The sequence below is a fragment of the Streptomyces sp. NPDC039462 genome (assembly GCF_055639375.1).
Window position 1 is genome coordinate 63,802 of the sequence record NZ_JBVKAO010000002.1, and the last position, 26,095, is coordinate 89,896.

At 72.2% G+C, this 26,095-nt stretch carries 16 protein-coding genes and 1 pseudogene; 4 read left to right on the plus strand and 13 right to left on the minus strand.

Annotation, left to right across the window (positions count from 1 at the left end):
• Window positions 1–73 precede the first annotated feature (73 nt).
• From ispG to dxr, 3 genes are all read right to left on the minus strand, one after another.
• Window positions 74–1,231, minus strand: coding sequence for a flavodoxin-dependent (E)-4-hydroxy-3-methylbut-2-enyl-diphosphate synthase (gene ispG, locus ACZ7LU_RS11060; protein ID WP_362994111.1), 1,158 nt, complete (start codon window positions 1,229–1,231; stop codon window positions 74–76).
• A 204-nt stretch (window positions 1,232–1,435) separates the two neighbouring features.
• Complete coding sequence (locus tag ACZ7LU_RS11065) at window positions 1,436–2,737, minus strand: M50 family metallopeptidase (protein WP_398308575.1); 1,302 nt, start codon at window positions 2,735–2,737, stop codon at window positions 1,436–1,438.
• Complete coding sequence (gene dxr, locus ACZ7LU_RS11070; RefSeq protein ID WP_398308577.1) at window positions 2,734–4,011, minus strand: 1-deoxy-D-xylulose-5-phosphate reductoisomerase; 1,278 nt, start codon at window positions 4,009–4,011, stop codon at window positions 2,734–2,736. The genes ACZ7LU_RS11065 and dxr overlap by 4 nt, the downstream gene beginning before the upstream one ends.
• Before the next feature lie 169 nt (window positions 4,012–4,180).
• On the opposite strand from dxr, the gene ACZ7LU_RS11075 reads away from it, so the two are divergent.
• Window positions 4,181–5,077, plus strand: coding sequence for an alpha/beta hydrolase (locus ACZ7LU_RS11075; protein WP_471916563.1), 897 nt, complete (start codon window positions 4,181–4,183; stop codon window positions 5,075–5,077).
• A 12-nt stretch (window positions 5,078–5,089) separates the two neighbouring features.
• Here the strand turns inward: ACZ7LU_RS11075 and ACZ7LU_RS11080 are convergent, their stop codons facing one another.
• From ACZ7LU_RS11080 to ACZ7LU_RS11095, 4 genes are all read right to left on the minus strand, one after another.
• Window positions 5,090–7,033 (minus strand): acyl-CoA dehydrogenase family protein, encoded by a 1,944-nt coding sequence (locus ACZ7LU_RS11080; RefSeq protein ID WP_471916564.1) that lies wholly within the window; start codon window positions 7,031–7,033, stop codon window positions 5,090–5,092.
• Window positions 7,034–7,258: 225 nt separating this feature from the next.
• Entirely contained in the window at window positions 7,259–8,704 is a 1,446-nt protein-coding gene (locus ACZ7LU_RS11085; RefSeq protein WP_398308583.1) for an aldehyde dehydrogenase family protein, read from the minus strand.
• Window positions 8,705–9,244: 540 nt separating this feature from the next.
• On the minus strand, window positions 9,245–10,951 hold the full coding sequence (locus tag ACZ7LU_RS11090) for a PucR family transcriptional regulator (RefSeq protein WP_470984238.1): 1,707 nt from the start codon (window positions 10,949–10,951) through the stop codon (window positions 9,245–9,247).
• Between the two features lie 212 nt (window positions 10,952–11,163).
• Window positions 11,164–13,659 carry an ATP/GTP-binding protein gene (locus ACZ7LU_RS11095; RefSeq protein ID WP_471916565.1) on the minus strand — a complete coding sequence of 832 codons (2,496 nt, stop codon included), beginning with the start codon at window positions 13,657–13,659 and terminating at the stop codon, window positions 11,164–11,166.
• A 332-nt stretch (window positions 13,660–13,991) separates the two neighbouring features.
• Between ACZ7LU_RS11095 and gabT the strand changes: the two genes are divergently transcribed.
• On the plus strand, window positions 13,992–15,326 hold the full coding sequence (gene gabT, locus ACZ7LU_RS11100) for a 4-aminobutyrate--2-oxoglutarate transaminase (RefSeq protein ID WP_398308589.1): 1,335 nt from the start codon (window positions 13,992–13,994) through the stop codon (window positions 15,324–15,326).
• A gap of 430 nt (window positions 15,327–15,756) precedes the next feature.
• Here gabT and ACZ7LU_RS11105 read toward each other — a convergent pair whose 3' ends face one another.
• A complete protein-coding gene (locus tag ACZ7LU_RS11105) occupies window positions 15,757–16,860 on the minus strand; it encodes an Lrp/AsnC family transcriptional regulator (RefSeq protein ID WP_471916566.1) in 1,104 nt (367 codons plus the stop codon).
• A gap of 147 nt (window positions 16,861–17,007) precedes the next feature.
• Between ACZ7LU_RS11105 and ACZ7LU_RS11110 the strand changes: the two are divergent.
• Together ACZ7LU_RS11110 and ACZ7LU_RS11115 are read left to right on the plus strand one after the other, a co-directional pair.
• Window positions 17,008–20,194, plus strand: a pseudogene (locus ACZ7LU_RS11110) (amidohydrolase family protein).
• A 117-nt stretch (window positions 20,195–20,311) separates the two neighbouring features.
• Entirely contained in the window at window positions 20,312–20,974 is a 663-nt protein-coding gene (locus tag ACZ7LU_RS11115; protein WP_471916567.1) for a phosphatase PAP2 family protein, read from the plus strand.
• Between the two features lie 16 nt (window positions 20,975–20,990).
• On the opposite strand, the gene ACZ7LU_RS11120 is transcribed toward ACZ7LU_RS11115, so the two are convergent.
• The 5 genes from ACZ7LU_RS11120 to ACZ7LU_RS11140 all read right to left on the minus strand — a co-directional run bounded on the left by ACZ7LU_RS11120 (window position 20,991) and on the right by ACZ7LU_RS11140 (window position 26,040).
• Window positions 20,991–21,470, minus strand: coding sequence for a hypothetical protein (locus ACZ7LU_RS11120; RefSeq protein ID WP_468562234.1), 480 nt, complete (start codon window positions 21,468–21,470; stop codon window positions 20,991–20,993).
• A gap of 206 nt (window positions 21,471–21,676) precedes the next feature.
• The gene (locus ACZ7LU_RS11125) at window positions 21,677–23,095 is read right to left on the minus strand and encodes an NAD(P)/FAD-dependent oxidoreductase (RefSeq protein ID WP_471916568.1); all 1,419 of its coding nucleotides are present in this window, start codon (window positions 23,093–23,095) and stop codon (window positions 21,677–21,679) included.
• Between the two features lie 49 nt (window positions 23,096–23,144).
• Entirely contained in the window at window positions 23,145–23,948 is an 804-nt protein-coding gene (locus ACZ7LU_RS11130; RefSeq protein WP_468089295.1) for an ABC transporter permease, read from the minus strand.
• Window positions 23,948–24,883 (minus strand): ABC transporter permease, encoded by a 936-nt coding sequence (locus tag ACZ7LU_RS11135; protein ID WP_468562236.1) that lies wholly within the window; start codon window positions 24,881–24,883, stop codon window positions 23,948–23,950. The genes ACZ7LU_RS11130 and ACZ7LU_RS11135 overlap by 1 nt, the downstream gene beginning before the upstream one ends.
• On the minus strand, window positions 24,880–26,040 hold the full coding sequence (locus tag ACZ7LU_RS11140; protein WP_471916569.1) for an ABC transporter ATP-binding protein: 1,161 nt from the start codon (window positions 26,038–26,040) through the stop codon (window positions 24,880–24,882). Before ACZ7LU_RS11140 ends, ACZ7LU_RS11135 begins: the two co-directional genes overlap by 4 nt.
• Between the last annotated feature and the right edge of the window lie 55 nt (window positions 26,041–26,095).

Genomic DNA, 26,095 nt, shown 5'->3' on the forward strand with positions numbered 1-26,095 from the left:
TGTGCGGGGGCGAACCTGGGGCCCCGGCGCCGGGGAGTAGTGGGGCGCCGGGTAAGGGAGAGAGGTGCGGGCGTCAGCCTGCGACGGCCACTGTCGGCTCGCCGGAGGCCACCCCGTCCTTCTCCATCTGCTCCGCGATCTTCATCGCCTCGTCGATGAGGGTCTCCACGATCTTCGACTCGGGGACGGTCTTGATGACCTCGCCCTTGACGAAGATCTGGCCCTTGCCGTTGCCGGAGGCGACGCCGAGGTCGGCCTCGCGGGCCTCGCCCGGCCCGTTCACGACGCAGCCCATGACCGCGACGCGCAGCGGCACCTCCATGCCCTCCAGGCCCGCGGTGACCTCTTCGGCGAGCTTGTAGACGTCGACCTGGGCACGCCCGCAGGACGGGCAGGACACGATCTCCAGGCGGCGCTGGCGGAGGTTGAGGGACTCCAGGATCTGGATGCCGACCTTGATCTCCTCCGCGGGGGGCGCGGACAGCGAGACGCGGATCGTGTCGCCGATGCCCTCGGAGAGCAGCGCGCCGAAGGCGACCGCCGACTTGATGGTGCCCTGGAAGGCGGGGCCCGCCTCGGTCACACCGAGGTGGAGGGGGTAGTCGCACTGGGCGGCGAGCTGGCGGTAGGCGTTGACCATGACCACCGGGTCGTTGTGCTTGACCGAGATCTTGATGTCACGGAAGTCGTGCTCCTCGAAGAGGGACGCCTCCCACAGCGCCGACTCGACGAGGGCCTCGGGGGTCGCCTTGCCGTACTTCTTCAGCAGCCGGGCATCCAGCGAGCCCGCGTTGACGCCGATGCGGATCGGCGTGCCCGCGTCCTTGGCGGCCCGCGCGATCTCCTTGACCTTGTCGTCGAACTGCTTGATGTTGCCCGGGTTGACGCGGACCGCCGCGCAGCCGGCGTCGATCGCCGCGAAGACGTACTTCGGCTGGAAGTGGATGTCGGCGATCACCGGGATCTGCGACTTGCGCGCGATCGTGGCGAGCGCGTCCGCGTCGTCCTGCGTGGGGCAGGCGACGCGCACGATCTGGCAGCCCGAGGCGGTCAGCTCCGCGATCTGCTGCAGCGTGGCACCGATGTCCGAGGTACGCGTCGTCGTCATGGACTGCACCGAGACCGGGGCGTCGCCGCCCACGGCCACCGTGCCGACCTGGATCTTCCGGCTGACCCTTCGGTCGGCGAGCTTGGTCGGAACGGACGGGATTCCGAGCGATACGGCAGTCATCTGGCGAGCATCCCCAAGAGTGTGGATCACAAGGCGTGGGTCACAAGGTGTGGATCACAAGGTGTGACCGGGTCCCGGCATCGACGGGCTCCGGGCTTCGAGATTACGGCACCCTGCCGGGCCCGGGCACATCCCGTCCGGAAGTCCACTCAATGGTGGGCGGCCCGTCACATAAGGTGCCGGGCCGCCGCAAACTTCTCGTAATCAGGAGATTCTCACCGGATTCACCACGTCCGCGATGAGGACCAGGATCGTGAAGCAGATGAAGATCCCCGCCACCACGTAGGCGACCGGCATCAGCTTCGCCACGTCGAACGGGCCCGGGTCGGGGCGGCGCAGGACCTTCGCCGCGTTGCGGCGCAGGGACTCCCACAGGGCGCCCGCGATGTGCCCGCCGTCGAGCGGGAGCAGCGGCAGCATGTTGAACAGGAACAGGGAGAGGTTGAAGCCCGCGATGAGGAACAGCATCATCGCGATCTGGTTCTCCGGCGGGATGTCCAGGGTGAACACGTCGCCGCCCACCCGGGCCGCGCCGACCACGCCCATCGGGGAGTCCTGCTTGCGCTCGCCGTCGCTGAACGCCGCGTTCCACAGGTCGGGGACCTTGGAGGGCAGGGCGATGATCGACTCGACGCCGTTCTCCATCATGTCGCCCATGCGGTCGACGGAGTCGCCGAAGGACTGCTGCACGATGCCGCTGGCGGGCGTGAAGCCGAGGAAGCCCGCGTAGACGTACTTGCCCTCCACATAGGCGCCGTCGCCGTCGGTCTTGGTGACCTGGTTCTTGATGAGGTTCGCGTGCAGGTCGATCCGCTTGCCGTCGCGCTCGACCGTGATGGTGGCCGGGCCGATGGTCTCGCGGATCTTCGACTGGAGCGCGGACCACTCGTCGACGGGCTGGCCCTGGAACGCGACGATCTTGTCGCCCGGCTTCAGGCCCGCCGCCTTGGCGGGCGCGGCCTTGTCGCCCTTCTCGCACTTGGCGCGGTTCTCGCTCTGCTGGATGACGCAGTCGGAGACCTTGCCGACCTGGGTCGTCTGGCTGCTGATGCCGAACGTCATCATCACGCCGAGGAAGATCGCCACGGCGAGGATCAGGTTCATGAAGGGACCGGCGAACATCACGATCACGCGCTTCCACGGCTTGCGCGTGTAGAAGAGACGGGTCTCGTCGCCGGGCTTGAGCTCCTCGAAGGCCGCCGAGCGGGCGTCCTCGATCATGCCGCGCCAGGGGGACGTCGACCGTGCCTCTATGCGGCCGTCGGCGCCCGGCGGGAACATGCCGATCATGCGGATGTAGCCGCCGAGGGGGATGGCCTTGATGCCGTACTCGGTGTCGCCCTTCTTGCGCGAGAAGAGGGTCGGGCCGAAGCCGACCATGTACTGCGGCACGCGGATGCCGAACATCTTGGCGGTCGACAGGTGCCCCAGCTCGTGCCAGGCGATCGAGAAGAGCAGCCCGATCACGAAGACGACTATCCCGAGGATCATCATCAAGGTCGTCATGCACGGGCCTCCGCGGTCGTCTTTGCTGCCAGTTCGCGTGCCCGAGCACGCGCCCAGGTCTCCGCCTCGAGGACGTCGGAGACGGTCAGGGAGGTTCCCGACGCACCGGTGACGGGGACGCCGTGTTCCTCCACGGTCCGGGTCACCGTCTCCATGATGCCGTTGAAGGGCAGCGCGCCCTTCAGGAACGCGTCCACGCACTCCTCGTTGGCGGCATTGAACACCGCCGGGGCCGTGCCCGCGAGCTCCCCGACGTGCCGGGCGAGGCCGACCGACGGGAAAGCGTCGTTGTCGAGGGGGAAGAACTCCCAGCTCGACGCCTTGGTCCAGTCGAAGGCGGGCGCCGCGTCCGGCACGCGTTCGGGCCAGCCGATGCCGATGGCGATCGGGCCCCGCATGTCGGGCGGGGTGGCCTGGGCGAGGGTCGAGCCGTCGGTGAACTCCACCATGGAGTGCACGTACGACTGCGGGTGGACCACGACCTCGATGCGGTCGAAGGGGATGTCGTAGAGGAGGTGCGCCTCGATGACCTCCAGGCCCTTGTTGACCAGCGTCGCGGAGTTCACCGTGATGACCGGGCCCATGGCCCAGGTGGGGTGCGCCAGCGCGTCCTCGGGGGTGACGTGCGCGAGGTCGGCCTTCGTACGCCCCCGGAAGGGGCCTCCGGAGGCGGTGACGACGAGTTTGCGTACGTCCGCGCGCGTGCCCGCGGCCAGCGCCTGGAAGAGGGCCGCGTGCTCGGAGTCGACCGGAATGATCTGGCCGGGCTTGGCGATCGCCTTCACCAGGGGGCCGCCGACGATGAGGGATTCCTTGTTGGCGAGCGCCAGGGTGCGGCCCGCTTCGAGGGCGGCGAGCGTCGGGGCGAGGCCGATGGAGCCGGTGATGCCGTTGAGGACCGTGTGGCAGTCGGAGGCGGCGAGCTGGGTGGCCGCGTCGGGTCCGGCCAGGATCTCGGGGAGCGGCTCCCCCCCTGCGTACTGCCCCCGGAGGGCTTCGCGCAGCGCCGGTACGGCGTCCTCGCGGGCGACCGCGACGGTCCGCACCCGCAGCTGCCGGGCCTGCTCGGCGAGGAGGCCGACACGGCCGCCCGCGGCGGAGAGCGCCGTGACGCGGAAGCGGTCGGGGTTGCGCAGGACGAGGTCGATGGCCTGGGTGCCGATCGAGCCCGTGGAGCCGAGGATCACGATGTCCCGCGGTCCGGCCCCGTCCGCGCTGGAGACGGGGTCGAAGACGAGATGCGGGTCGGCGAGGGGGGATGGGCTGTCGCTCATCCCCCTATTGTGTCCGCAACCTGCTCCCCGCCCGACAGGGCGTGCCCGGTCGGCGCGGATGTGGCGCGGCCGGTCGCCGCTCGGTGGGCGCCGATCGGTGCGCGTTCGGGGTGGGATGTGCGACGGATGGCGGGTGACCGGGTGCGCCGTGCCGATGAGGATGACCGGCATGGATCCCGAACTCGAAGCATTTCTGCCGCTGCTCCCGGAAGCGGACCTGAACGACCCGGTGGCCGCGCGCGCGAGCATCGCCGGGTACGCCGCCGCGCGGCCTGTGCCCGACACCTCGGGCATGGTGGTCGAGGACCGCACGGTGCCCGCGGAGCCCGACGTGCCGGTGCGGCTCTACCGCCCGCACCGGGCGCAGGGCGCCGTCGTGTGGCTGCACGGCGGCGGGTTCGTCTTCGGCGGCCTCGACAGCGAGCACATGATGGCCGGGCTGCTCGCCGCCGGGTCGGGGGCCGTGGTGGTCTCGGTGGGCTACCGGCTCTCCCCCGAGCACCGCTTCCCTGCCGCCCTCGACGACGCGTACGCCGTACTGGAGTGGACCGCCGCGCACGTGGCGGAGCTCGGCGTCGACCCGGTGCGGATCGCGGTCGGCGGTCACAGCGCCGGCGGGAACCTCGCCGCGGCCCTGACGCTGCGGGCCCGCGACGAGCAGGGCCCCGCGATCCGCTTCCAGCTGCTCAACCAGGCCGGGCTCGACGACCGGCAGGAGACGTGGTCGGCGCGGAACTTCACCGACACGCCGTGGATGGACCGCGGCAGGCTCGCCGCCTCGTGGCGGCACTACCTGGGCGGCCAGGCCGCCACGCCGTACGCCGCCCCGGCACGGGCCACCGATCTGTCCGGCCTGCCGCCCGCCCACATCGCCACCGCCGAGTTCGACCCGAACCGCGACGAGGACATCGCCTACGCGCTGCGCCTGCTGCAGGCGGGCGTCTCCGTGGAACTGCACCAGTGGCCCGGCACGTTCCACGGCTCGCAGGCGATCCTCTCCGCCGACGTGTCGCAGCGGCAGGTCGCCGAACTGGGCGCAGTCCTGCGCCGCGCCCTGTCCGGGTGAGCCCCGCCGCGGTCAGCCCTCCTTGATCACCCGCCGTACGTCCGGGCGTGGCGTCTCGGGGAGCTTCGTGTCCGCGATCCACGGCCCGTCGCCGGACGGGTCGACCACGCCGGATTCGAGCCAGGTGTACGTCCCCGAGAGGACGCCCTTGACCACCTTGCGGTCCAGCTCGTCGGTGTTGGTCCACAGCCGGTCGAAGAGTTCGTCGGCCCGGATGCGGGCCTGGCGGCAGAAGACGTCGGCCAGTTGGTACGCCTCGCGGCCGTGGTCCTCGGTGGTGCGCAGGAGCTCGGCGCGGACACAGGCCGCGCTCATCGCGAAGAGCTCGGCCCCGATGTCGACGACGCGGCCGAGGAAGCCCTGCTTGGTCTCCATCTTCCCCTGCCAGCGGGACATGGCGTAGAAGGTGGAGCGGGCCAGCTTGCGGGCGCCGCGCTCCACATAGCGCAGGTGGCCGGAGAGGTCGGCGTGGCCCGCCGGGTGGAACTCCGCGTACGAGCGCGGGAGTTGCCCGGGCCCGGCGACCAGCTTCGGCAGCCAGCGGGCGTAGAAGCCGCCCGCCCGCGCGCCCGCCTTCGCCTTGTCCGACAGGGTCTTGTCGGGGTCGATGAGGTCGCCCGCGACCTTCAGGTGGGCGTCGACGGCCTCGCGCGCGATCAGCAGGTGCATGATCTCGGTGGAGCCCTCGAAGATGCGGTTGATGCGCAGGTCCCGCAGGACCTGCTCGGCGGGGACGGCGCGCTCGCCGCGGGCCGCGAGGGACTCGGCCGTCTCGAAGCCGCGGCCGCCGCGGATCTGGACGAGCTCGTCGGCCATCAGCCAGGCCATCTCGGAGCCGTACAGCTTGGCGAGGGCCGCCTCGATGCGGATGTCGTTGCGGTCCTCGTCGGCCATCTGCGAGGAGAGGTCGAGGACGGCTTCCAGCGCGAAGGTCGTCGCCGCGATGAAGGAGACCTTCGAGCCGACGGCCTCGTGGAACGCCACGGGCTTGCCCCACTGCTCCCGCGCGGCCGACCACTCGCGGGCGATCTTCAGGCACCACTTCCCCGCGCCGACGCACATCGCGGGCAGCGACAGCCGGCCGGTGTTGAGGGTGGTGAGGGCGATCTTCAGGCCCGCGCCCTCCTGGCCGATGCGGTTGGCGGCCGGGACGCGGACCTGGTGGAAGCGGGTCACGCCGTTCTCCAGGCCGCGCAGGCCCATGAACGCGTTGCGGTTCTCGACGGTGACGCCCTCGGACGCGGCCTCGACGACGAACGCCGTGATGCCGCCCTTGTGCCCCTCCGACTTCGGCACCCGCGCCATGACGACGAGCAGGTCGGCGACGACGCCGTTGGTCGTCCACAGCTTCACGCCGTCGAGGATGTAGTCGTCGCCGTCGGGCACCGCCAGGGTGGCGAGCCGCGCCGGGTCGGAGCCGACGTCCGGCTCGGTGAGCAGGAACGCGGTGATGTCGGTGCGGGCGCACCGCGGCAGGAAGGCGTCCTTCTGCTCCTGCGTGCCGAAGATCTTCAGGGGCTGCGGCACGCCGATCGACTGGTGGGCGGAGAGCAGCGCGCCGATCGCGGGGTTGGCGGAGCCGGCCAGGGCCAGGGCCTTGTTGTAGTAGACCTGCGTGAGGCCGAGCCCGCCGTACTTCGTGTCGATCTTCATGCCGAGCGCGCCGAGCTCCTTGAGGCCGTTGAGGACCTCGTCGGGGATCTTCGCCTCGCGCTCGATGCGGGCCGAGTCGATCTTCGTCTCGCAGAAGTCGCGCAGTTTGGCCAGGAACTCCTCGCCGCGCTGCGCGTCCTCGTCGGGCGGCATGGGGTGCGGGTGGATCAGGTCGAGCCGGAAGCGGCCGAGGAAGAGTTCCTTGGCGAAACTGGGCTTGCGCCAGTCCTGCTCACGGGCGGCCTCGGCGACCTGCCGGGCCTCGCGTTCACTCACTGACGGTTTGGGGGTTGGTGCGGACATGAGGAGCTCACCTCGCCGCGAAGCGGGGCCGCCGGGCCGCTCGGCCCGGACCTGCCCGGTCGGTTACTGACTGGTGCTACTGGATCGTCGGTACCCATCGTTGGTACCCGATTCATCCCGACCCCACCAGTCCTCGCGCGTCGTTCGGCGCATACCGTCGCGTACGAGAACGGCCGGAGCCCCCGCACAGTGGGCTCCGGCCGTTGTCCTTTGCGGGACGTGGTCCTACAGGGCGAGGCCCGTCAGGACCATGACGCGCTCGTAGGTGTAGTCGTCCATCGCGAAGCGGACGCCCTCGCGGCCCACGCCGGACTGCTTGACGCCGCCGTACGGCATCTGGTCGGCGCGGTAGGACGGGGCGTCGCCGATGACGACGCCGCCGACCTCGAGGGCGCGGTGGGCGCGGAAGGCGGTCTGCAGGTCGTGCGTGAAGACACCCGCCTGGAGGCCGTACTTGGAGTCGTTCACGGCGGCGAACGCCTCCTCCTCGCCGTTCACCTTGCGGAGCGTGAGGACCGGTCCGAAGACCTCCTCGCAGGCGATCGTGACGTCGGCCGGTACGTCGGCGAGCACGGTCGGGGCGTAGGTGGCGCCGTCGCGCTTGCCGCCGGTGAGCACCTTGGCGCCCGCCTTGGCCGCCTCGTCGACCCAGGACTCCACGCGCTTGGCGGCGTCCTCGTTGACCAGCGGGCCGACCTCGGTGGCCGGGTCGGACGGGTCGCCGGTGACCTGGGCCTCGACGGCCTTGACCACGCGCTGCACCAGGCGGTCGTACACGGACGCGTCCGCGATGACCCGCTGCACCGAGATGCAGGACTGGCCGCCCTGGTAGTTGGAGAACGTCGCGATGCGCGAGGCGGCCCAGTCGAGGTCCTCGTCGGAGGAGTAGTCGGCGAGGACGACGGCCGCGCCGTTGCCGCCGAGCTCCAGGGTGCAGTGCTTGCGCGGCACCGAGTCCATGATCGCGTAACCGACCTTGTCGGAGCCGGTGAAGGAGATCACCGGCATCCGCTCGTCCTGGACGAGGGCGGGCATCTTGTCGTTGGCGACCGGCAGGACCGACCAGGAGCCGGCGGGCAGCTCGGTCTCGGCGAGCAGCTCGCCGAGGATCAGGCCGGAGAGCGGCGTCGCGGGGGCCGGCTTCAGGATGATCGGCGCGCCGACGGCGATGGCCGGGGCGATCTTGTGCGCGCAGAGGTTCAGCGGGAAGTTGAACGGCGCGATGCCGAGGACGACGCCCTTGGGGAAGCGGCGGGTGAGCGCGAGGCGGCCCTGGCCGCCGGCGTCGGTGTCCAGGCGCTGGGCCTCGCCGCCGTTGAAGCGGCGGGCCTCCTCCGCGGCGAACCGGAAGACCGAGACCGCGCGGCCGACCTCGCCGCGGGCCCACTTGATGGGCTTGCCGTTCTCGCCGGAGATCAGCTGGGCGATCTCCTCGGTGCGCTCGACGAGCCTGCGGCTCACGTGGTCGAGGGCGGCGGCGCGGACGTGGGCCGGGGTCGCGGCGAACTCGTCGCGCACGGCGTACGCGGCGGCGACGGCCTCCTCGACCTGGGCGTCGGTCGGGACGGCGGCCTTGCCGACGAGCCGTCCGTCCCAGGGCGAGGTGACGTCGAGGGTGGTCTCGCCGGTGGTCTGGCGACCGGCGAGCCAGAAGGCGTGGATGGAAGTCATGTCGATTCCCGGCCCTTCCGCGGTGGTGTGTCTGGGGGTACGTCCCTCACCGTAGGGGCAGGGGAACGTGCTGACGTTTGTCCGGCGCGGAGTACTGGCCGGGGGGCCTGCACCGGTTTGTACGGGGCGGGGTCTTCGGCCGTCCGTTCTCCCGTGCGGGTGCGTTGTGGCTGGGCGCGCAGTTCCCCGCGCCCCTGAGCCCACCCGGCGGGCCCGGCGACGTTCACGTGCCCCGCTCGGAGTCTCGGCCGTTACGTGCGGGTGCGTTGTGGCTGGTCGCGCAGTTCCCCGCGCCCCTGGGCCACCCGGCGGACCCGGCGACGTTCACGTGCCCCGCTCGGAGTGTCGGCTGTTACGTGCGGGTGTGTTGTGGCTGGGCGCGCAGTTCCCCGCGCCCCTGGGCCATCCGGCGGGCCCGGCGACGTTCTCGTGCCCCGCTCGGAGTCTCGGCTGTTACGTGCGGGTGCGTTGTGGCTGGTCGCGCAGTTCCCCGCGCCCCTGAGCCCAGCCGGCGGGCTCGGCGACGTTCACGTAACCCGGTCAGTCCGAGCCCATTGATGTTGCCTTGAGGGAGAGCCACAGCTCCATGCGGACGTCCGGGTCGTCGAGGGAGCGGCCGAGGATCTCCTCGACTCTGCGCATGCGGTAGCGGAGGGTGTGGCGGTGGACGCCGAGGTCGGCGGCCGCCGCGTCCCACTGGCCGTGCCGGGAGAGCCACGCCCGGAGCGAGGCGACGAGGTCGCCGCGGCCGGTCGCGTCGTGTTCGTGCAGCGCCCGGAGCAGGCCGTCCGCGAAGGCCCGCACCGCGTCGTCCGCGAGGAGGGGGAGGACGGATCCGGCGGCCAGTTCCTCGTGCTCGACGAGTGCGCGACCGCGGCGCCGCGCGACGGAGAGTGCCTGCTCGGACTGTTTGTAGGCAGTGGCCGCGGCGATCGGGCCTGCCGGTGCGGACAGGCCCATCACCAGCTCGGCCTCCTCGCCGGAGGCGCCGGAAGCGGCGGCCTCGCGTCCCGCGGCGCCCCGGCCCGCCTCCAGCGCGGCCGCGTACTCCGCGCAGGCCCGCGCTCCCGCGCCGCCGTCCCGCACGAGCAGCACGAGCCGTTCCCCGTACGGGACGACGAGCAGCGCCTCACCGGAGCGCGCGGCCGCGGCCTCGACGACGTCGACGAGTCCGGCGAGCGGGTCACCACCGCCCGAGGCGTCGGCCACCGCCGCGAGGACGGCGGCGGAGGCGGTGCCCGGCGAGACCTCCGTGCCGCCGCCGTCGGCGGCCTCCGCGGCGCCCGCCCGCACCCGGGCCGCCGACGCGGACGCCACCTCCGCGACGACGAGGCGGAACGGCGCGTCCAGGAGCCCGCCGTACAGGTCGCCCGCGACGGTCCGCGCGTGGTCGGGCTCCCCGGCCAGCAGCATGCGCAGCACGGCCGCGCCGATCCGCTGCTCGGCGGCGTGCAGGGAGCGGGACCGCTCCGTGGTGAGGGTGAGCAGCGCGATGGCGGAGTGCACCGCGTACCGCTCGGCGGTGCCGAGGGTCGACGCCGTGCCGACGGCGAGCGCGGCGCGCGGCCTGCGCCCCGTGCCGAGCGAGTGCAGCTCGATGCGGTCATCGGCGCCCGCGACGACGGAGCTGGCGGGCGCCGGGCGCTCCCGGAGGCGTTCGACGTCGGCGGTGAGCCGGGCGGCCCGGCGCGCGGCCCACTCGGGTGCGGCGGCGACGACGGCGCCGGACGCGTCGTACAGCGCGGCCCAGCCGTCGACCTGCCCGGCGAGCGAGAGGAGCAGCCCTTCGGGGCCGTCGCTCAGCGCCTGCCTGGTCAGCTCGCGCTGGGCGGCGAAGCCCGCCGTCACGGCGCGGTACTGCTCGGCGGCGATGGCCGCGGAGACGGCCTTGCTGATGGCGATGAAGGGGGTGCGCCGCGGCACCTCGATGAGCGGGAGCCCGGCGTCGGTCGCGGCGTCGACGAGCGCCTTGGGGATGTCGGGGTAGTGCACGCCGACGGCGAAGCCGAGGCCGACGACGCCCGCGCCCGCGAGCCGCTTCACGTAGCGGCGCATGGCCTCCGGGTCCTCGGCGTCCAGTTTCAGCGCGGTGATCAGGAGGAGCTCGCCGCCCTCCATGTAGGGCACGGGGTCGGCGAGTTCGCTGGCGTGCGCCCAGCGCACCGGGGCGTCCAGGCGTTCCTCGCCCGCGCGCACGGTCAGCTTGAGCGCGGAGTGGTGGACGAGCGAGGCGAGCGTGGGCGGCATGGGACCTTCAGGTCTGCGGCAGGGATGTGGATCTTTTGGCCGGTCCGTATGAACGACCTGTGTCGATTCTGCCTCACTGTACGGTGCGGTCGAGACCGAACACTCCGTACGCGCGGGTCCGCCTGGGGTCGCCGGGGCCGGGCTCTCCGGGTGCCCCGTCCAGGCCCTTTCAGGCCCGCCCCGCACGGGCTCCGCGCCCCGTCCCCGCCGCCTCAGGACCGCAGGTCCACCAGGAGCGGCGGCGCGTACTCACCGCGTACGTCGGTCAGGGAGAGCACCGCGTGTCCCGGTGGCACCCCGTGCGCCAGCTCGGACGCCGACCAGCGCTCGCGCTCGACCCGGCGGACGGTGACGGCGTCCCTCGTCACCGCCTTGCCGGTCACGAGTTTGCGCAGGGCGTGCAGCGCGCGGGTCATCGGCTGGTCCGCGAAGACCGCGTGCTCGGCGACCTCGCGCGTCTCGACCCACTGCTTGCCCCAGGCCTCCGCAAAACGTCTGCCGTCCCAGGTCGACACGCCCGAGAACGCCATACGGCAACCGACGGTCGCGTACAGCGGCCCCTGCAGCGCCTCCGGTACGTCACTGACGGTGCGCAGCGCGAGCACCACCCCCGCGTTCGCCGACCGCAGGCGCTGGACGCCGCGGATCGTCTCGTTGGTCACGGTGCGCGTGGCGTCGTCGAGGACCAGGCAGATGAAGTGCTCGCGGTCGTCGCGGGTGTGCGCCACGGCGTTGAACTGGGCGAGGACGAGGCGTGCGATCAGCCGGGACGCCTCCGCGTGGCCCCGCTCGGGCAGGTCGACGCGGACCCGCATGGGGTGGTGCACGACGGCGCGCAGCGAGAAGGGGCTTTCGGTGCCCGCGCCGAAGAATCCGGCGAACGCGGGCCGGTCCAGGAGGGCGAGCCGGTCGGCGAGGGCCGGGCCGGGGTCGGCGGGGCTGCCCTGCTGGCGGACGCGCGCGTCGAGTTCGCGCCGCATCACGGCGTGCTCGTCCGCGGCGAGGGCGGTGCGCAGCTCCGACACCGCCGAGGGCACGCCTTCGAGCAGCTCGCGCAGGACGGGCACGGCGGGGAAGCGGCCGTACGCGGTCCAGTAGGGGCCGAGCACCTGGGCCAGCGTCGTCGCGGCGCGCCGGCTGTCCACCGTTTCGAGGTCGCCGACGAGCCCTTCGGCCAGGAAGGACGCGGCCTCGTCGGGGTCCGTGGCGCCCGCGTAGAGGTCGAAGTCGTGCGTCGAGGAGGGGTCGCCGAGCTTGACGACGACGTCGTACCCGTCGTCGGCGCCGAGCGGCGCGCCCGCGGGGCACACCGCGACGACCGCGCAGCGGCCGGTGAGCGCCTGGAGGGCCAGGGACTCCACCACGGGGCGGACCAGCCGTTCGGTCTTGCCCGCCCCGGACGGGCCGACCGCCAGGAGCGAGGTGCCGAGCACCGCTGTCTCCAGGGCGATGCCCGCGCCGCGGGCCGCCCACGGGTTGCGGTCCTCGGGCACGCACCGGCCGATGCGCACCTGCCCGACGAGCAGGTCGTGCGGTGCGGTGCGGGACGGGAGGTCACGGGCCCCCGAAGGGTGCGTCCAGGCGGCCGCGCCCCGCCGCAGCACGGTCTCGGTGAACGAGGCGAGCAGCGCGGGATTCCGCTGCGCCTCGCGCCAGGCCCGGCGCACCCGGACGCAGTCGACGTCGTTCATCCGCCCGGCAAGGACCTCGGCGGAGAGCACGTCGGCCGCCTGGTCCTGCCCGGCCCCGCGCAGCTCGGGCCACTGGGAGCGGGGCGCCACCGGGGCGGGCCCCGCCGGGCGTGGCGGCAGCTGCGGGTTCCGCTTCGGCCGGGCCGACCAGTCGCGCACGAAGCCCCACCAGTCGCCGAGCCGCGCGAAGGGCCAGAGGACCGCCGCGGTGATCACCGCGTACAGCCCGTAGGTGACGATCTCGGCCTCGAAGATCTCGTAACCGCCCGTGCAGAGCGCGGTCAGGGACATCACGGGAGTGGCGACCGGCAGCGCGTCCCAGGAGACGCCGGGGAAGGCGTCGGGCCAGACGAACATCAGCGCGATCAGGGCGCCGAGCACCGAGCGGATCAGCCGGACGGGCTGTTCCCTGCGGGCGATGAGATGTCTGAACGCCTCGGTCCAGTTGCCGAGGCGGCCGATGCCGTACACGACGAGGCCGAAGAACACCCCGTCGACGACGGTCAGGTATTCGTCGCCCTGCCAGTGCTGCTCCTTGGGGTGGAGGGTCCCCGCGTAGAACCACTCGTCCGGGATGAACAGCTTGATGATCGTCGCCTGGTAGGGGAGGGCTCCCCGCCGCCACACGGACCAGACGAACAGGCCGAGCACGAGCGAGATCATCAGACCGGCCACCAGGGCCCGGTCCATCCGCCGGCCGTCCTGGCCTTCCGGCGGCGGCGGAACGTGCCGGAACCGCCAGATGCCGAGGTCGGCCTTCGGGCGCGGCGCGCTCAGCCAGTCACCGATGTCGGAGAGGTGCGAAGGCGGGCGGCGCGGCACCGGGGGCTGGGCGGGGGCCGGTGGGCGGCCCTGGGCCGGCGCCTGGACCGGAGCGGGTGGCTGGACCGGAGTGGGTGGCGGCGGTGTCGGCGGCGCGGCAGGCGGCCCCGCGGGCAGGCGCGGCGAGCTCTCCGCCGGGCGCGGCACGGGAGTGGCATGCGTGCCCCGCGCGTCCTGCGTGCCGTCGGAATCCATGATTCTTGCCCCCTGGCCTGCCGCTCTCCTGGTTCGCGGGCCAATCTAGTGCCCGTACAAGGGGAGTTCATCGGATACGCGCCCGGGATCGCCGGGAACGCGGCAGCTCAGGGCGGCCCGCGGGCGGCGCGGGCCGGAACCGCCCGCTATGTCCACCACGGCCCGCCGCTATGTCCGTCGCGGTCGGCCGCCTATGTCCACCGCGGACAACCGCCGCGCCGAACGACTCCCGTGTGGAGCATGCCCGCTCCCTTGCGCCGCCCCTAACCTGCGAAGAAAGCAGTAGAGCGTCCGTATCGTCGCCCCACCCCCGTCAGCAACAGGAGCCCCTCATGACCGCCCTTCCGCAGGAGCGCCGCGTCGTCACCGCCATCCCCGGTCCGAAGTCGCAGGAGCTGCAGGCCCGCCGTACCGCCGTGGTCGCCGGTGGCGTGGGCTCCGTGCTGCCCGTCTTCGCCGCGCGCGCGGGCGGCGGCATCATCGAGGACGTCGACGGCAACCGTCTGATCGACTTCGGTTCCGGCATCGCCGTGACGTCCGTGGGCGCCTCCGCCGAGGCCGTCGTGCGCCGGGCGTCCGCGCAGCTTGCGGACTTCACCCACACCTGTTTCATGGTCACGCCGTACGAGGGCTACGTCGCCGTCGCCGAGGCGCTCGCGGAGCTCACGCCGGGTGACCACGAGAAGAAGTCGGCACTGTTCAACTCCGGCGCCGAGGCCGTCGAGAACGCCGTCAAGATCGCCCGCGCGCACACCAAGCGCCAGGCCGTCGTCGTCTTCGACCACGGTTACCACGGCCGCACCAACCTCACGATGGCGCTGACCGCCAAGAACATGCCGTACAAGCACGGCTTCGGTCCGTTCGCCCCCGAGGTCTACCGCGTCCCTGTCGCCTACGGCTACCGCTGGCCGACCGGCGCCGAGAACGCCGGCCCCGAGGCCGCCAAGCAGGCCATCGACATGATCAACAAGCAGGTCGGCGCCGACAACGTCGCCGCGATCATCATCGAGCCGGTGCTCGGCGAGGGCGGCTTCATCGAGCCCGCGAAGGGCTTCCTGCCGGAGATCGTGAAGTTCGCCAACGACAACGGCATCGTCTTCGTCGCGGACGAGATCCAGTCCGGCTTCTGCCGCACCGGCCAGTGGTTCGCCTGCGAGGACGAGGGCATCGTCCCCGACCTGATCACCACCGCCAAGGGCATCGCGGGCGGTCTGCCGCTCGCCGCCGTCACGGGCCGCGCCGAGATCATGGACGCCGCGCACGCGGGCGGCCTCGGCGGCACCTACGGCGGCAACCCGGTGGCCTGCGCCGGTGCGCTCGGCGCCATCGAGACGATGAAGGAGCTCGACCTCAACGCCAAGGCGAAGAACATCGAGTCGGTCATGAAGGGCCGGCTCTCCGCCATGGCCGAGAAGTTCGACATCATCGGCGACATCCGCGGCCGCGGCGCCATGATCGCCATCGAGCTGGTCAAGGACCGTACGACCAAGGAGCCGAACCCCGAGGCGACCGCCGCCCTGGCCAAGGCCTGCCACGCGGAGGGCCTCCTCGTGCTGACCTGCGGCACGTACGGCAACGTCCTGCGCTTCCTGCCGCCGCTGGTCATCGGCGACGACCTGCTGAACGAGGGTCTGGACATCATCGAGGGCGCGTTCGCCCGCGTCTGAGCGTCCCGGTACGCGGCGTGACCTTCGGGCCCCGACCGTCGGGGCGTGTGAAGAAGGTGTGCGGGCCCCATGACGGGTTGCCGAACCTCCTGTCGGCCCGCAACCGCCTGCCGTACGGTTTCTGCAGTTGAGAGAGACACCCGCCCACAGGGGACTGTGGGCGACACCACGGCGGAGCCTCCCCAGCCCCGCCCTGGTCGTGCCCAGCGCACACCCCGGAGCCGTCGGCTCCGGAACTCCTCACCGATCGGACGGCCGCTCGCCCCACACCCCCCGGGGCGCGCGGACCACCGATCCGGTGGCCGTCTCGGAGACTCCCCCCGACGGGCCCGCGTGAGCAGGCCCCCTCGGACCGTCCGGGCCGGCCGACCGACCGAAGGGCCGGCGCACTCCCCCCCTTGCGCCGGCCCTTCGGCATGTCCTCGCTTCGTCAGCCGGGACCGCGGCCGGTTCTGCGTCCCTGCGCGTCGAGCAGGACCCCCGCACGCTTCACCGTCCGCAGCGTGACGCAGCGGTCCGCGATCCGCACGCCCTCCAGGCCGTCCTCGATCCGCGCCTCCAGCCGCGTGACGTCGGCCAGCTCCCGCGTCCAGACGCACACCGCCAGGTTGTACGTGCCGACGACGGAGACCACCAGGCGTGCCTCCTCCAGGCGGGCCAGCCGCGCGGCGACGCCCGCGAGCCGCCGGGCCGGCACCCGCAGGAAGAACCAGGCCTGCACGGAGCGCCCCGACCGCCCGCGGGCCACATCGGTCCACAGCACCACCCGCTGCTCGAACAGCAGGCGCTGCACCGTCTCCCGCGCCCGGCGCACGGCGAGGCCCGTGCGCGCCGCGATCTCGGTGGCGGGCATGCGCCCGTCCTCGTGCAGGGCCGCGAGCACCGCGCGCTCCGGCTCGGAGAGGGCCGCGGGGACGGCCGGTTCACGGGAGACGTGACCGGTGAACCGTTCGCTCCGGTCCGGCGAGAGCTCCCCGAGCCGCCAATCGCCGGACTCCCTGACGAACGAGGTGATGAGCTGGGTCCGCACGGCCCCGATCTGCGGTCTGCCGCCGAGCCGGGTCAGGAGGTAGTCGGCCAGCGCCACCTCGTCGGCCGCGCCCACACCGATCAGCAGGTCGCGGCCGCCCGACGCGATGTCGAGCGTGCGGCACTCCGGGTCGTGGACGAGCGCTTCGGCGACCTCCAGGGGGTTGCCCGCGCACTCCACCTCGACGATCGCCATCCGGCCGGAACCGGGGCCGGGTTCGTACGCCGTGACCCAGGCCAGGCCCGCGGCCCGCAGCCGGTTCCACCGGCGGGAGACGGTGACGGCGTCCACGCCGAGCACCGCGCCGACCTTCGCCCACGAGGCCCGCGGCTCGATCTGGAGGGCGTTGACGATCTGTAAGTCCAAACGATCCGGGCGGTCCAAACGGTCCGGGCGGTCCGCGGGGTCCGGGCTGTGGGGGCTGTCCGGGCTGTGCGGGCTGTGCGGGCTCTGATCCGCGACGAGCGGCTCGGCTGTGCCGCCGGTCGGCGCATCGGTTCTCACCACCCCTGTATAACGCGCCTTCCTGCGCGAGGCAGGTCCTTTTCGCCGCGATCCTGCAAGGCACTCCTCGCGCCCCGGCGTCTCCATGAAGATCGCGAAGCGTAGCCCCTGTCCCCAGTCAGTCGCACCACACACCAACCGGCCTTCGTGGGAGAACAGTTGAGCACCCCCTCCATATCGCGCCGCCGCTTCCTGCAGACGACGACGGCCGTCGGTGCCGCGGCGACGGCAGGCGCGTTCACGGGCATCGGCACCGGCACCGCCCACGCCGCTCCGGCCACCGGGACGGCGGCTGCCGAGGCCGCGCTGCGCTTCACCGCCGCCACCAACGGCGCCGCGTCCCTCGCGGGCGACCGGCTGATCGCCGAGGTGCAGGGCGTGCTGTGGTCCCTGCCGCGCACGGGCGGCGAAGCCGTGCCGCTCACCCCCGCGGAGCTGGAGCCGACGCGTCCGGTGCACTCCCCCGACGGGCGCCTGATCGCGGTCTGCGCCTACCGTTCGGGCTGCTTCCACATCTGGACGCTGAAGCCGGACGGCTCCGAGCTGACGCAGCGCACCGAAGGCCCGTGGGACGACCGCGGTCCGGCCTGGTCGCCCGACGGCAAGCGGATCGCCTTCGCATCCGAGCGCGGCGGCGACCCGGTGACGGGCGCCCCGTTCCGCATCTGGGTACTGGAGCTGGCCACCGGTGAGCTGACCCGCCTCACCGGGAGGCCGGACCAGTCAGGGCCCGTCCAGGACGGCGCGTGGGAGGACTTCGACCCCGTCTGGTCGCCGGACGGCAAGCGGGTGCTGTTCGTCCGCGCCGCGGTCAAGGGCGGCGCGCTCGACGCCCGCACGATCGCCTCCGTGGCCGCCGACGGCAGCGGGGCGGTGACCGTGGAGCACACCGACCCCGGCACCGCGCAGCTCCTCGTGCCCGCCGTCTCCCCCAACGGCACGCTGGCGTACCTGCGGACGACCCCCGCGCCGAACGCCTCCTGCGCCCTCGTCGTGGCGGGCGAGCCGGTCGCGGTCGGCGGCGACATCGCGCCCGTGCCGCCGCGCTGGATCTCGGCGAAGGAGCTGCTCCTGACGGTCGACGGCCGCTTCACCGTCGTACGTCCCGACGCGCCGGGCACCCGCGAGGACATTCCCTTCACCGCGCCGCTCCCCGTCGACCGGCCGGAGTACCGCGTCAAGGCGTTCGACCTGGACGGCACCGCGAGCCGCCCCGTGCGGGCCTTCGACCTGCCGGTGCTCTCCCCCGACGGCAAGCGGGTCGCCTTCACCGCGCTCAACTCCCTCTGGGTCGGCGAGGTCTCGGGCGGCCGGGCGCCGCGCCGGGTGACGCGGGCCGAGACCACCGGATACGTGTACGCGGCCGCGTGGACGCCCGACGGCAAGGCGCTGCTCTACTCCGACGACCGCGACGGGCTGCCCGGCATCCGCAGACGCGATCTCGACACCGGTGAGGAGACGGTCCTCGCGTCCGGCGGGCGGATCCAGCCCGCCCTCTCCCCCGACGGCCACCGCCTCGCCTGCTTCGACCTCGCGACGAACCTGATGCTGCGGGACCTGCGGACGGGCAAGGAGAAGGTCCTCGCCGCCAGTCCGCCGGGCGGCGAGGTGTCCGGCCGGCCCAGCTGGTCCCCCGACGGACGGTACGTCGCCGTCAGCTTCCGCAACCGCGTCAACCAGCGCTTCCGCGAGGGCTACAACCTCATCCGCGTGATCGACACGGCCGACGGCTCCGCGAGAACCCACGCGGTGGCGCCGCACGTCTCCATATCCGACCGCAGCAGCAACGGCCCGGTCTGGTCGCCCGACGGACGGCACATGGCCGTCGTCGTCGAGTCGGCGCTCTGGCTGCTGCCGGTGAGCCCCGACGGCACCCCGGACGGCAAGCCCCGCACCTTCCCCGCCGAGGCCGCCGACCACCCCACCTGGTCCGGTGACGGCAGCCGGGTCCTCTACCTCTCCGCGGGACGGCTCAGGCTCCTCGACGTCGCCGACGGCAGCGTCCGTACGGTCAGGATTCCGCTCGACCACCGGCGCCCCGCCACCGAGGACACCGTCATCCACGCCGGCCGCTTCTGGGACGGCTCCGGGGGCGACGACACCGTCCGCGAGAACGTCGACATCACCATCCGCGGGGGCCGCGTCACCGCCGTCGGCCCGCACCGGTCCAGCCGTGCGGCGGCCCGCCGCGTGGACGCCTCCCAGCAGACCGTGATCCCCGGCCTGTGGGACGCGCACATCCACCCGCAGCCGGGCGTCTACGGCGGCCGACAGGCCTCCCTGTTCCTCTCCTACGGCGTCACCAGCGCCGTCTCCATGGGCGGCACCGCCTACGAAGCGGTCAGGCTGCGCGAGGCCACCGCCTCCGGAGAGCTGGCGGGGCCCCGGCTCGTGACCTCCAGCGAAGTCCTCGACGGCACCCGCGTCGCGTGGGACAACCGCGTCCACGCCACCCGCGAGGGCCTGCGCCGGACCCTGTCCCGGGGCAAGGCCCTGGACTGGGACTTCGTCAAGACCTACGTCCGGGCGCCGGGCTGGATCATGGCAGAGGCCGCCCGTTACGCGCACGAGGAGCTGGGAGTGCGCTGCGGCAGCCACAACCTCTCCCCCGGCATCCAGCTCGGCCAGGACCTGACGACGCACCTCCAGGCCACCCCAGCGCGCCGAGTTCGGCCACGCGACCACCGCGGGCGAGCGCGCGTACCAGGACGTGACGGAGATCTACACCGCCACCGGCGACTTCCACCTCATCGCCACCCCGTTCTCCGCGTCGGTGCTGATCGGCGCGGCACCGGGCCTCGCCGACGACCGGCGGGTGACCCGGCTGATGCCGCCGTGGGAGACCGCCCAGGTGCGCGGCCTGGCCGAGCGGCCGCCCACCGAGGCCGAACTGGCCACGCTGATGCGGGAGACCGACATCTACCGCAGGATCACCGCTGCCGGCGGACTGCTCGCCGTCGGCACGGACTCCCCGGGCATCCCGACCGGTCTGGGCGTCCACATCGCCCTGCGCGCCCTGCGGCGCGGCGGCCTCTCGGTCTCCGAGACGCTGCGCACGGCGACCTCCGCGCCCGCCCGGATCTTCGGCCTCGACCGTGACCTCGGCACGCTGGAGGTCGGCAAGCTCGCCGACCTGGCCGTGATCGACGGCGATCCCTTCAGCGACTTCGACTCGCTGGTGCGGACGGTGTCGGTCATGCGGGGCGGCGTGCCGTACGAGGTGAGCGACCTCGTCTCGGCCGTCCCTGCGGTGCCGGGGGTGGCGAAGGACCGGGCGCGCTGGGCCCGGACGGGCGAGCGGCTGCGGAACAAGTGCTGCGATCACGGGCAGTGAGCCCGTGCCTGAGCCTGTGCCCGTGTCTACCTGGGCCTGTGCCCGTGCCCATGCCTGTGACTCTGCCTGGGCCTGTGCCTGTGACGCGCTGAGGCGCTTCCTGCAAGGCTGTGCCCCATGTCTGCATCACCGGTCCCGCGGCGGCCGGCCCTCTCGCTCTGCCTGTGCGCTCTGCTCTTCGCGCTCCTCACCTGGCCGGTGGCCGCCGGGGGGCCGCTGCGCCGCGCCGACGAGCGGGCCGGACGCGCGCTCGCCGACAGCTACTTCCCCGGCCGGGCGGCGGAGTTCCTCGCCGACCTCGGCAACGTCACGGTCGCCGTGCCGGTCCTCGTCGCCGTCCTCGCGTACACCGCCTGGTGCGACCGGCGTGCCGGTACGTTCCGCTGGTGGCTGCCCGCCGCGGCCGCCGCCGTCACCATGGCCGCGGTGCCCGCGCTCGTCGCCCCGCTCAAGGCGGTGATCGACCGCCCGGGGCCGCCGGGCACGGACGGCCACGGCGGCTACTTCCCCTCGGGGCACACGGCGACGGCCGCGGTGGCCTATGGGGCGGCGGTCCTGCTTCTGCTGCCGCTGCTGCGGGGCGCGTACGGCCGTCGCGAGCTGGTCATCGGGTGCGTGCTGCTGAACGTGGGGGTCGGGTTCGGGCTGGTGCGGCGGGGCTATCACTGGCCGCTGGACGTGGTGGCGAGCTGGTGCCTGTCCGCGCTGCTGCTGCAGGTCATGGTGCTGGTGATCAGCCGGAGTACGCGGCGAAGTCCTGTGAGAGCCCCCAGCTCCTGAACACGCGTTCGCGCGGTCACGCGTCCTCGTCCTGCGCGTCCCCCCGCGCCAGCCGCGCCGCCGCCTCGTGCATCGCGAGTTCGAGCACCGCCGGGTCGTTCAGCGTGCCGGAGCCGTCCGGCGCGACCAGCCAGCGGACGCCGCCCGCGGCCCGCCCCGGGTAGGGCACGACGATCCAGGTGCCGCGGCCCGCGCCGCGCACCCCCGTGCCGAGCCAGCGGGTGGCCGTGCCCGCGGGCACGAAGAACCCCATGCGTTCGTCGCCGAAGTCGGCGAGGACGGGGCCGGGGCGGTCGACGCAGCGGGCCAGCACGTCGAGTGTGGGGTGGCCGAGGCCGCCGGGCAGGATCAGCACGTCCCAGCGCCGCCCGGCGGGCAGGAGCGTGACGCCGAGAGGGTTGCGCTCCCAGTCGAAGCGGCAGGCCTCCGGGTTCGGTGCCACCGACACCAGCCACTCGACCGCCGACTTCGCTCCTGAACCACCCGAGCCAGTCATACCGGACCTTCCTCTCCTGTGCGGACAACGGTGTGCGTCACAGGTGAGAGGGGTCCGGGGGCCGGGCATTACGCGGGTTCCCGGGACCGGTCGGTGGTGAAGGGGGCACAAGTGGACAGCGGGGCGTGCGCCGGTTGATCACGCCCCGCTCAGCCGGTCGGCGGAGGCTCAGCCAGTCGGCGAAGGCTCAGCCGGTCGGCGAAGGCTCAGCTGTCGAAGCCCAGGCCCAGTTTGTCCATCGTCTTGAGCCAGAGGTTCCGCTTGCCGCCGTTGGCGTCGGACCTGGCGAGCGACCACTTGGTCAGCGCGACACCGGTCCACGCGAACGGCTCTGGCGGGAACGGCAGCGGCTTCGTGCGGACCATCTCCAGTTCCGTACGCTCCGTCCGCTCTCCGGCGAGCAGGTCCAGCATGACGTCGGCGCCGAACCGGGTGGCCCCGACACCCAGACCCGTGTAGCCCGCCGCGTACGCGACGCGGCCCTTGTGGGCCGTGCCGAAGAACGCCGAGAAGCGCGAGCACGTGTCGATCGCGCCGCCCCACGCGTGCGTGAACCGCACCCCCTCCAGCTGCGGGAAGCAGGTGAAGAAGTGGCCGGCGAGCTTCGCGTACGTCGCGGGGCGGTCGTCGTACTCGGCCCGCACCTTCCCGCCGAACGGGTAGATCGCGTCGTAGCCGCCCCACAGGATGCGGTTGTCGGCGGAGAGCCGGAAGTAGTGGAACTGGTTGGCGCTGTCGCCGAGGCCCTGGCGGTTGCGCCAGCCGATCGACGCCAGCTGGTCGTCGGTCAGCGGCTCGGTCATCAGCGCGTAGTCGTAGACCGGGACGGTGTACGGGCGCAGGCGCTTGACCAGGGAGGGGAAGATGTTCGTGGCGAGCACGACCTGGCGGGCGAAGACCCTGCCGTACGGCGTGCGGATCGCCATGCCGGCGCCGGCGGAGGCCAGGTCGAGGGCGGGCGTGTGCTCGTAGATCCGGACGCCCTTCTCCAGGCAGACCCGCTTGAGGCCCCACGCCAGCTTCGCCGGGTGCAGCATGGCGACCCCGTCGCGGTCCCAGAGGCCGCCGAGGAACGTGGGCGAGTCGACCTGTTCGCGCAGCGCGTCCGCGTCGAGCAGTTCGGCGCCGCCGGCGAGGCCGTGCTCGGCCATCTCGTCGTACATCTCGCGGAGTTCGGCCAGCTGGTGCGGCTCCGTGGCGACGTCGATCTCGCCGGTGCGCTCGAAGTCGCAGTCGATGGAGTAGCGCTTGACGGCCGCCTCGATCTCGTCGAGGTTGCGGGCGCCGAGCTCCTCCAGCTTCGCGATCTCGCCGGGCCAGCGGGACAGGCCGTTGCCGATGCCGTGCGTGAGGGAGGCGGCGCAGAAGCCGCCGTTGCGGCCGGAGGCGGCCCAGCCCGCCTCGCGGCCCTCTACGAGGACGACGTCGCGGCGCGGGTCGCGCTCCTTGGCGATGAGCGCGGTCCACAGGCCGCTGTAGCCGCCGCCGACGACGAGGAGGTCGCAGCGGTCGTCGCCGGTGAGGGCGGGCTCCGGGGCGGGCCTGCCGGGGTCGTCCAGCCAGAAGGACACCGGCCGGGCGTCGGAGAGGGACTTGGTGAAACGGGTCATGGCGCCAGGGGCCATGATTTCCACTCCTTCAGAAATTGCGGGAACTGCTCAGAAATCCCGGGGATCACCGGGACTGCTTGTTGCGGCGCTTGCCGACCAGCATTCCGGCGAGCACGAGGAGCACGGCGACGAGGAACATCGCCGTACCGATCACATTGATCTGAACGGGCGTGCCGCGCTGTGCGGATCCCCAGACGAACATGGGGAACGTCACAGTCGATCCCGCGTTGAAATTCGTGATGATGAAGTCGTCGAAGGAGAGCGCGAAGGCGAGCAGCGCGCCCGCCGCGATGCCCGGTGCCGCGATGGGCAGCGTGACCCTCAGGAACGTCTGCACGGGCCCGGCGTAAAGGTCCTGCGCGGCCTGTTCCAGACGCGGGTCCATCGACATGACGCGCGCCTTGACGGCGGTCACCACGAAGCTGAGGCAGAACATGATGTGGGCGATGAGGACGGTCCAGAAGCCGAGCTGCGCGCCCATGTTGAGGAAGAGCGTGAGCAGCGAGGCGGCCATGACGACCTCGGGCATCGCCATCGGCAGGAAGATCAGCGAGTTGATGGCGCCGCGCGCGCGGAACCGGTAGCGCACGAGCGCGAAGGCGATCATCGTGCCGAGCACGGTCGCGCCGATCGTCGCCCAGGTGGCGATCTGCAGGCTCAGCGAGAGCGACCCGCACATGTCGGCGACACCGCAAGGGTCACGCCACGCGTCGAGCGAGAATTCCTGCCAGGAGTAATTGAAGCGCCCCTTCGGCTTGTTGAAGGAGAACACCGTCACGACGATGTTCGGAAGGAGCAGGTACGCGAGCGTGAGCAGGCCCGCGATGACGACGACATTGCGCCGGAGCCAGCGGAAGAAGGCGGCCATCAGACGAGATCCTCCGTCCCCGACTTGCGGATGTAGAAGGTCACCATGAACAGGATGGCGGCCATGAGAATGAAGGAGAGAGCAGCGGCCGTCGGATAGTCCAGAATGCGCAGGAACTGCGTCTGGATGACGTTTCCGACCATGCGGGTGTCGGTGGAGCCGAGGAGGTCCGCGTTCACGTAGTCGCCCGCCGCAGGGATGAAGGTGAGCAGCGTCCCGGAGACGACGCCCGGCATGGAGAGCGGGAACGTCACCTTGCGGAAGGTGGTGGACGGCTTGGCGTAGAGGTCGCCCGCGGCCTCGTGCAGCCGGCCGTCGATGCGCTCCAGCGAGGTGTAGAGCGGCAGGATCATGAACGGCAGGAAGTTGTACGTGAGTCCGCAGATCACGGCGAGCGGCGTGGCAAGGACCCGGTCGCCGTCGGTGACGCCGAGCCAGCTGGTGACGTCGAGGACGTGCAGGGAGTTGAGGGCGCCGACGACGGGCCCGCCGTCCGCGAGGATCGTCTTCCACGCCAGCGTACGGATGAGGAAGCTGGTGAAGAACGGCGCGATGACCAGGACGAGGATGATGTTGCGCCAGCGGCCCGCGCGGAACGCGATGAGGTAGGCGAGCGGGTAGCCGAGCAGCAGGCACAGGATCGTGGCGGCGCCGGCGTAGAGCACCGAGCGCAGGAACTGCGGCCAGTAGTCGGTGAGCGCGTCCCAGTAGGTGGCGAAGTGCCAGGTGACCTTGAAGCCCTCTTCGAGGGACCCGGTCTGCACGGAGGTCGACGCCTGGTAGACGAGCGGCAGCGCGAAGAAGACGACGAGCCAGAGGATGCCGGGGAGCAGCAGCCAGTAGGGGACGAGGCGCCCGCGCTTGCGCGGTGCGCGTGCGGGTGGCTCCTCCGGAGCGGGCGCCTTCGGCGGTGGTGCGTCGGTCACGGTCGTCATGCGGAGGCGTCCTCCTCGACCTTCTCGACGCCCGCTTCGGCGTCCTGGGCGGCGTCGAGGCCGAAGGTGTGCGCGGGGTTCCAGTGCAGGACGACCTCGGCGCCCGGGGTGAGGCGGCTGTCGCGCTCGATGTTCTGCGCGTACACCTCGAAGGACGGGCAGACCGGGCTCTGGACGACGTACTGCGTCGATACGCCGATGAAGCTGCTGTCGGCGATGCGTCCGGTGATGCGGTTGCGTCCGTCCGGGATCTGCCCCGCGTCGTCGGCGTGCGTGAGGGAGATCTTCTCGGGCCGTACGCCGACCAGGATCTTGCCGCCGGTGGCGGTGGGGCCGGTACATCGGGCGGCGGGCAGCGTCAGTTTGCAGTCGCCCGCCTTGACGACGAGGTCGTCGCCGCTCCTGGCGTCGACGTCCGCCACGATGAAGTTCGAGGTGCCGAGGAAGTTGGCGACGAACGTGGTCCGCGGGTTCTCGTAGAGGTCGGCGGGGGCGCCGAGCTGCTCGACGCGGCCGCCGTTCATCACGGCGACGGTGTCGGCCATGGTCATGGCCTCCTCCTGGTCGTGCGTGACGTGCACGAAGGTGATGCCGACCTCGGTCTGGATGCGCTTGAGCTCCAGCTGCATCTGGCGGCGCAGCTTGAGGTCGAGGGCGCCGAGGGGCTCGTCGAGGAGGAGCACCTTGGGGTGGTTGATGAGCGCGCGGGCGACGGCGACGCGCTGCTGCTGGCCGCCGGAGAGCTGGTGCGGCTTCTTGCGGGCCTGCTCGCCGAGCTGCACCAGGTCGAGCATCTCGCCGACCTGGTTCTTCACCGACTTGATGCCGCGTCGGCGCAGGCCGAAGGCGACGTTCTCGAAGATGTCGAGGTGCGGGAAGAGGGCGTACGACTGGAAGACGGTGTTCACGGGCCGCTTGTACGGCGGCAGGGCCGTGACGTCCTGGTCGCCGAGGCGGACCGTGCCGGAGCTCGGCTCCTCCAGGCCCGCGATCATGCGGAGCGTGGTGGTCTTGCCGCAGCCGGACGCGCCTAGCAGGGCGAAGAAGGAGCCCTGCGGGACGGTGAGGTCGAGCGGGTGCACGGCGGTGAAGGAGCCGTAGGTCTTGCTGATCCCGGTCAGACGAACGTCGCCGCCGTGTTCTTTAGCAGTTGTCATGGTGGGTCCAGGGGAAGTCGAGGGGGGGGAACAGGGGAGGGCGCCCCTTCAAGGG

Bases quoted from the DNA above. Each gene is read 5' to 3' on its own strand.
- ispG (WP_362994111.1), bottom strand. From the start codon at position 1,231: ATGACTGCCGTATCGCTCGGAATCCCGTCCGTTCCGACCAAGCTCGCC.
- ACZ7LU_RS11065 (WP_398308575.1), bottom strand. From the start codon at position 2,737: ATGACGACCTTGATGATGATCCTCGGGATAGTCGTCTTCGTGATCGGG.
- dxr (WP_398308577.1), bottom strand. From the start codon at position 4,011: ATGAGCGACAGCCCATCCCCCCTCGCCGACCCGCATCTCGTCTTCGAC.
- ACZ7LU_RS11075 (WP_471916563.1), top strand. From the start codon at position 4,181: ATGGATCCCGAACTCGAAGCATTTCTGCCGCTGCTCCCGGAAGCGGAC.
- ACZ7LU_RS11080 (WP_471916564.1), bottom strand. From the start codon at position 7,033: ATGTCCGCACCAACCCCCAAACCGTCAGTGAGTGAACGCGAGGCCCGG.
- ACZ7LU_RS11085 (WP_398308583.1), bottom strand. From the start codon at position 8,704: ATGACTTCCATCCACGCCTTCTGGCTCGCCGGTCGCCAGACCACCGGC.
- ACZ7LU_RS11090 (WP_470984238.1), bottom strand. From the start codon at position 10,951: ATGCCGCCCACGCTCGCCTCGCTCGTCCACCACTCCGCGCTCAAGCTG.
- ACZ7LU_RS11095 (WP_471916565.1), bottom strand. From the start codon at position 13,659: ATGGATTCCGACGGCACGCAGGACGCGCGGGGCACGCATGCCACTCCC.
- gabT (WP_398308589.1), top strand. From the start codon at position 13,992: ATGACCGCCCTTCCGCAGGAGCGCCGCGTCGTCACCGCCATCCCCGGT.
- ACZ7LU_RS11115 (WP_471916567.1), top strand. From the start codon at position 20,312: ATGTCTGCATCACCGGTCCCGCGGCGGCCGGCCCTCTCGCTCTGCCTG.
- ACZ7LU_RS11120 (WP_468562234.1), bottom strand. From the start codon at position 21,470: ATGACTGGCTCGGGTGGTTCAGGAGCGAAGTCGGCGGTCGAGTGGCTG.
- ACZ7LU_RS11125 (WP_471916568.1), bottom strand. From the start codon at position 23,095: ATGGCCCCTGGCGCCATGACCCGTTTCACCAAGTCCCTCTCCGACGCC.
- ACZ7LU_RS11130 (WP_468089295.1), bottom strand. From the start codon at position 23,948: ATGGCCGCCTTCTTCCGCTGGCTCCGGCGCAATGTCGTCGTCATCGCG.
- ACZ7LU_RS11135 (WP_468562236.1), bottom strand. From the start codon at position 24,883: ATGACGACCGTGACCGACGCACCACCGCCGAAGGCGCCCGCTCCGGAG.
- ACZ7LU_RS11140 (WP_471916569.1), bottom strand. From the start codon at position 26,040: ATGACAACTGCTAAAGAACACGGCGGCGACGTTCGTCTGACCGGGATC.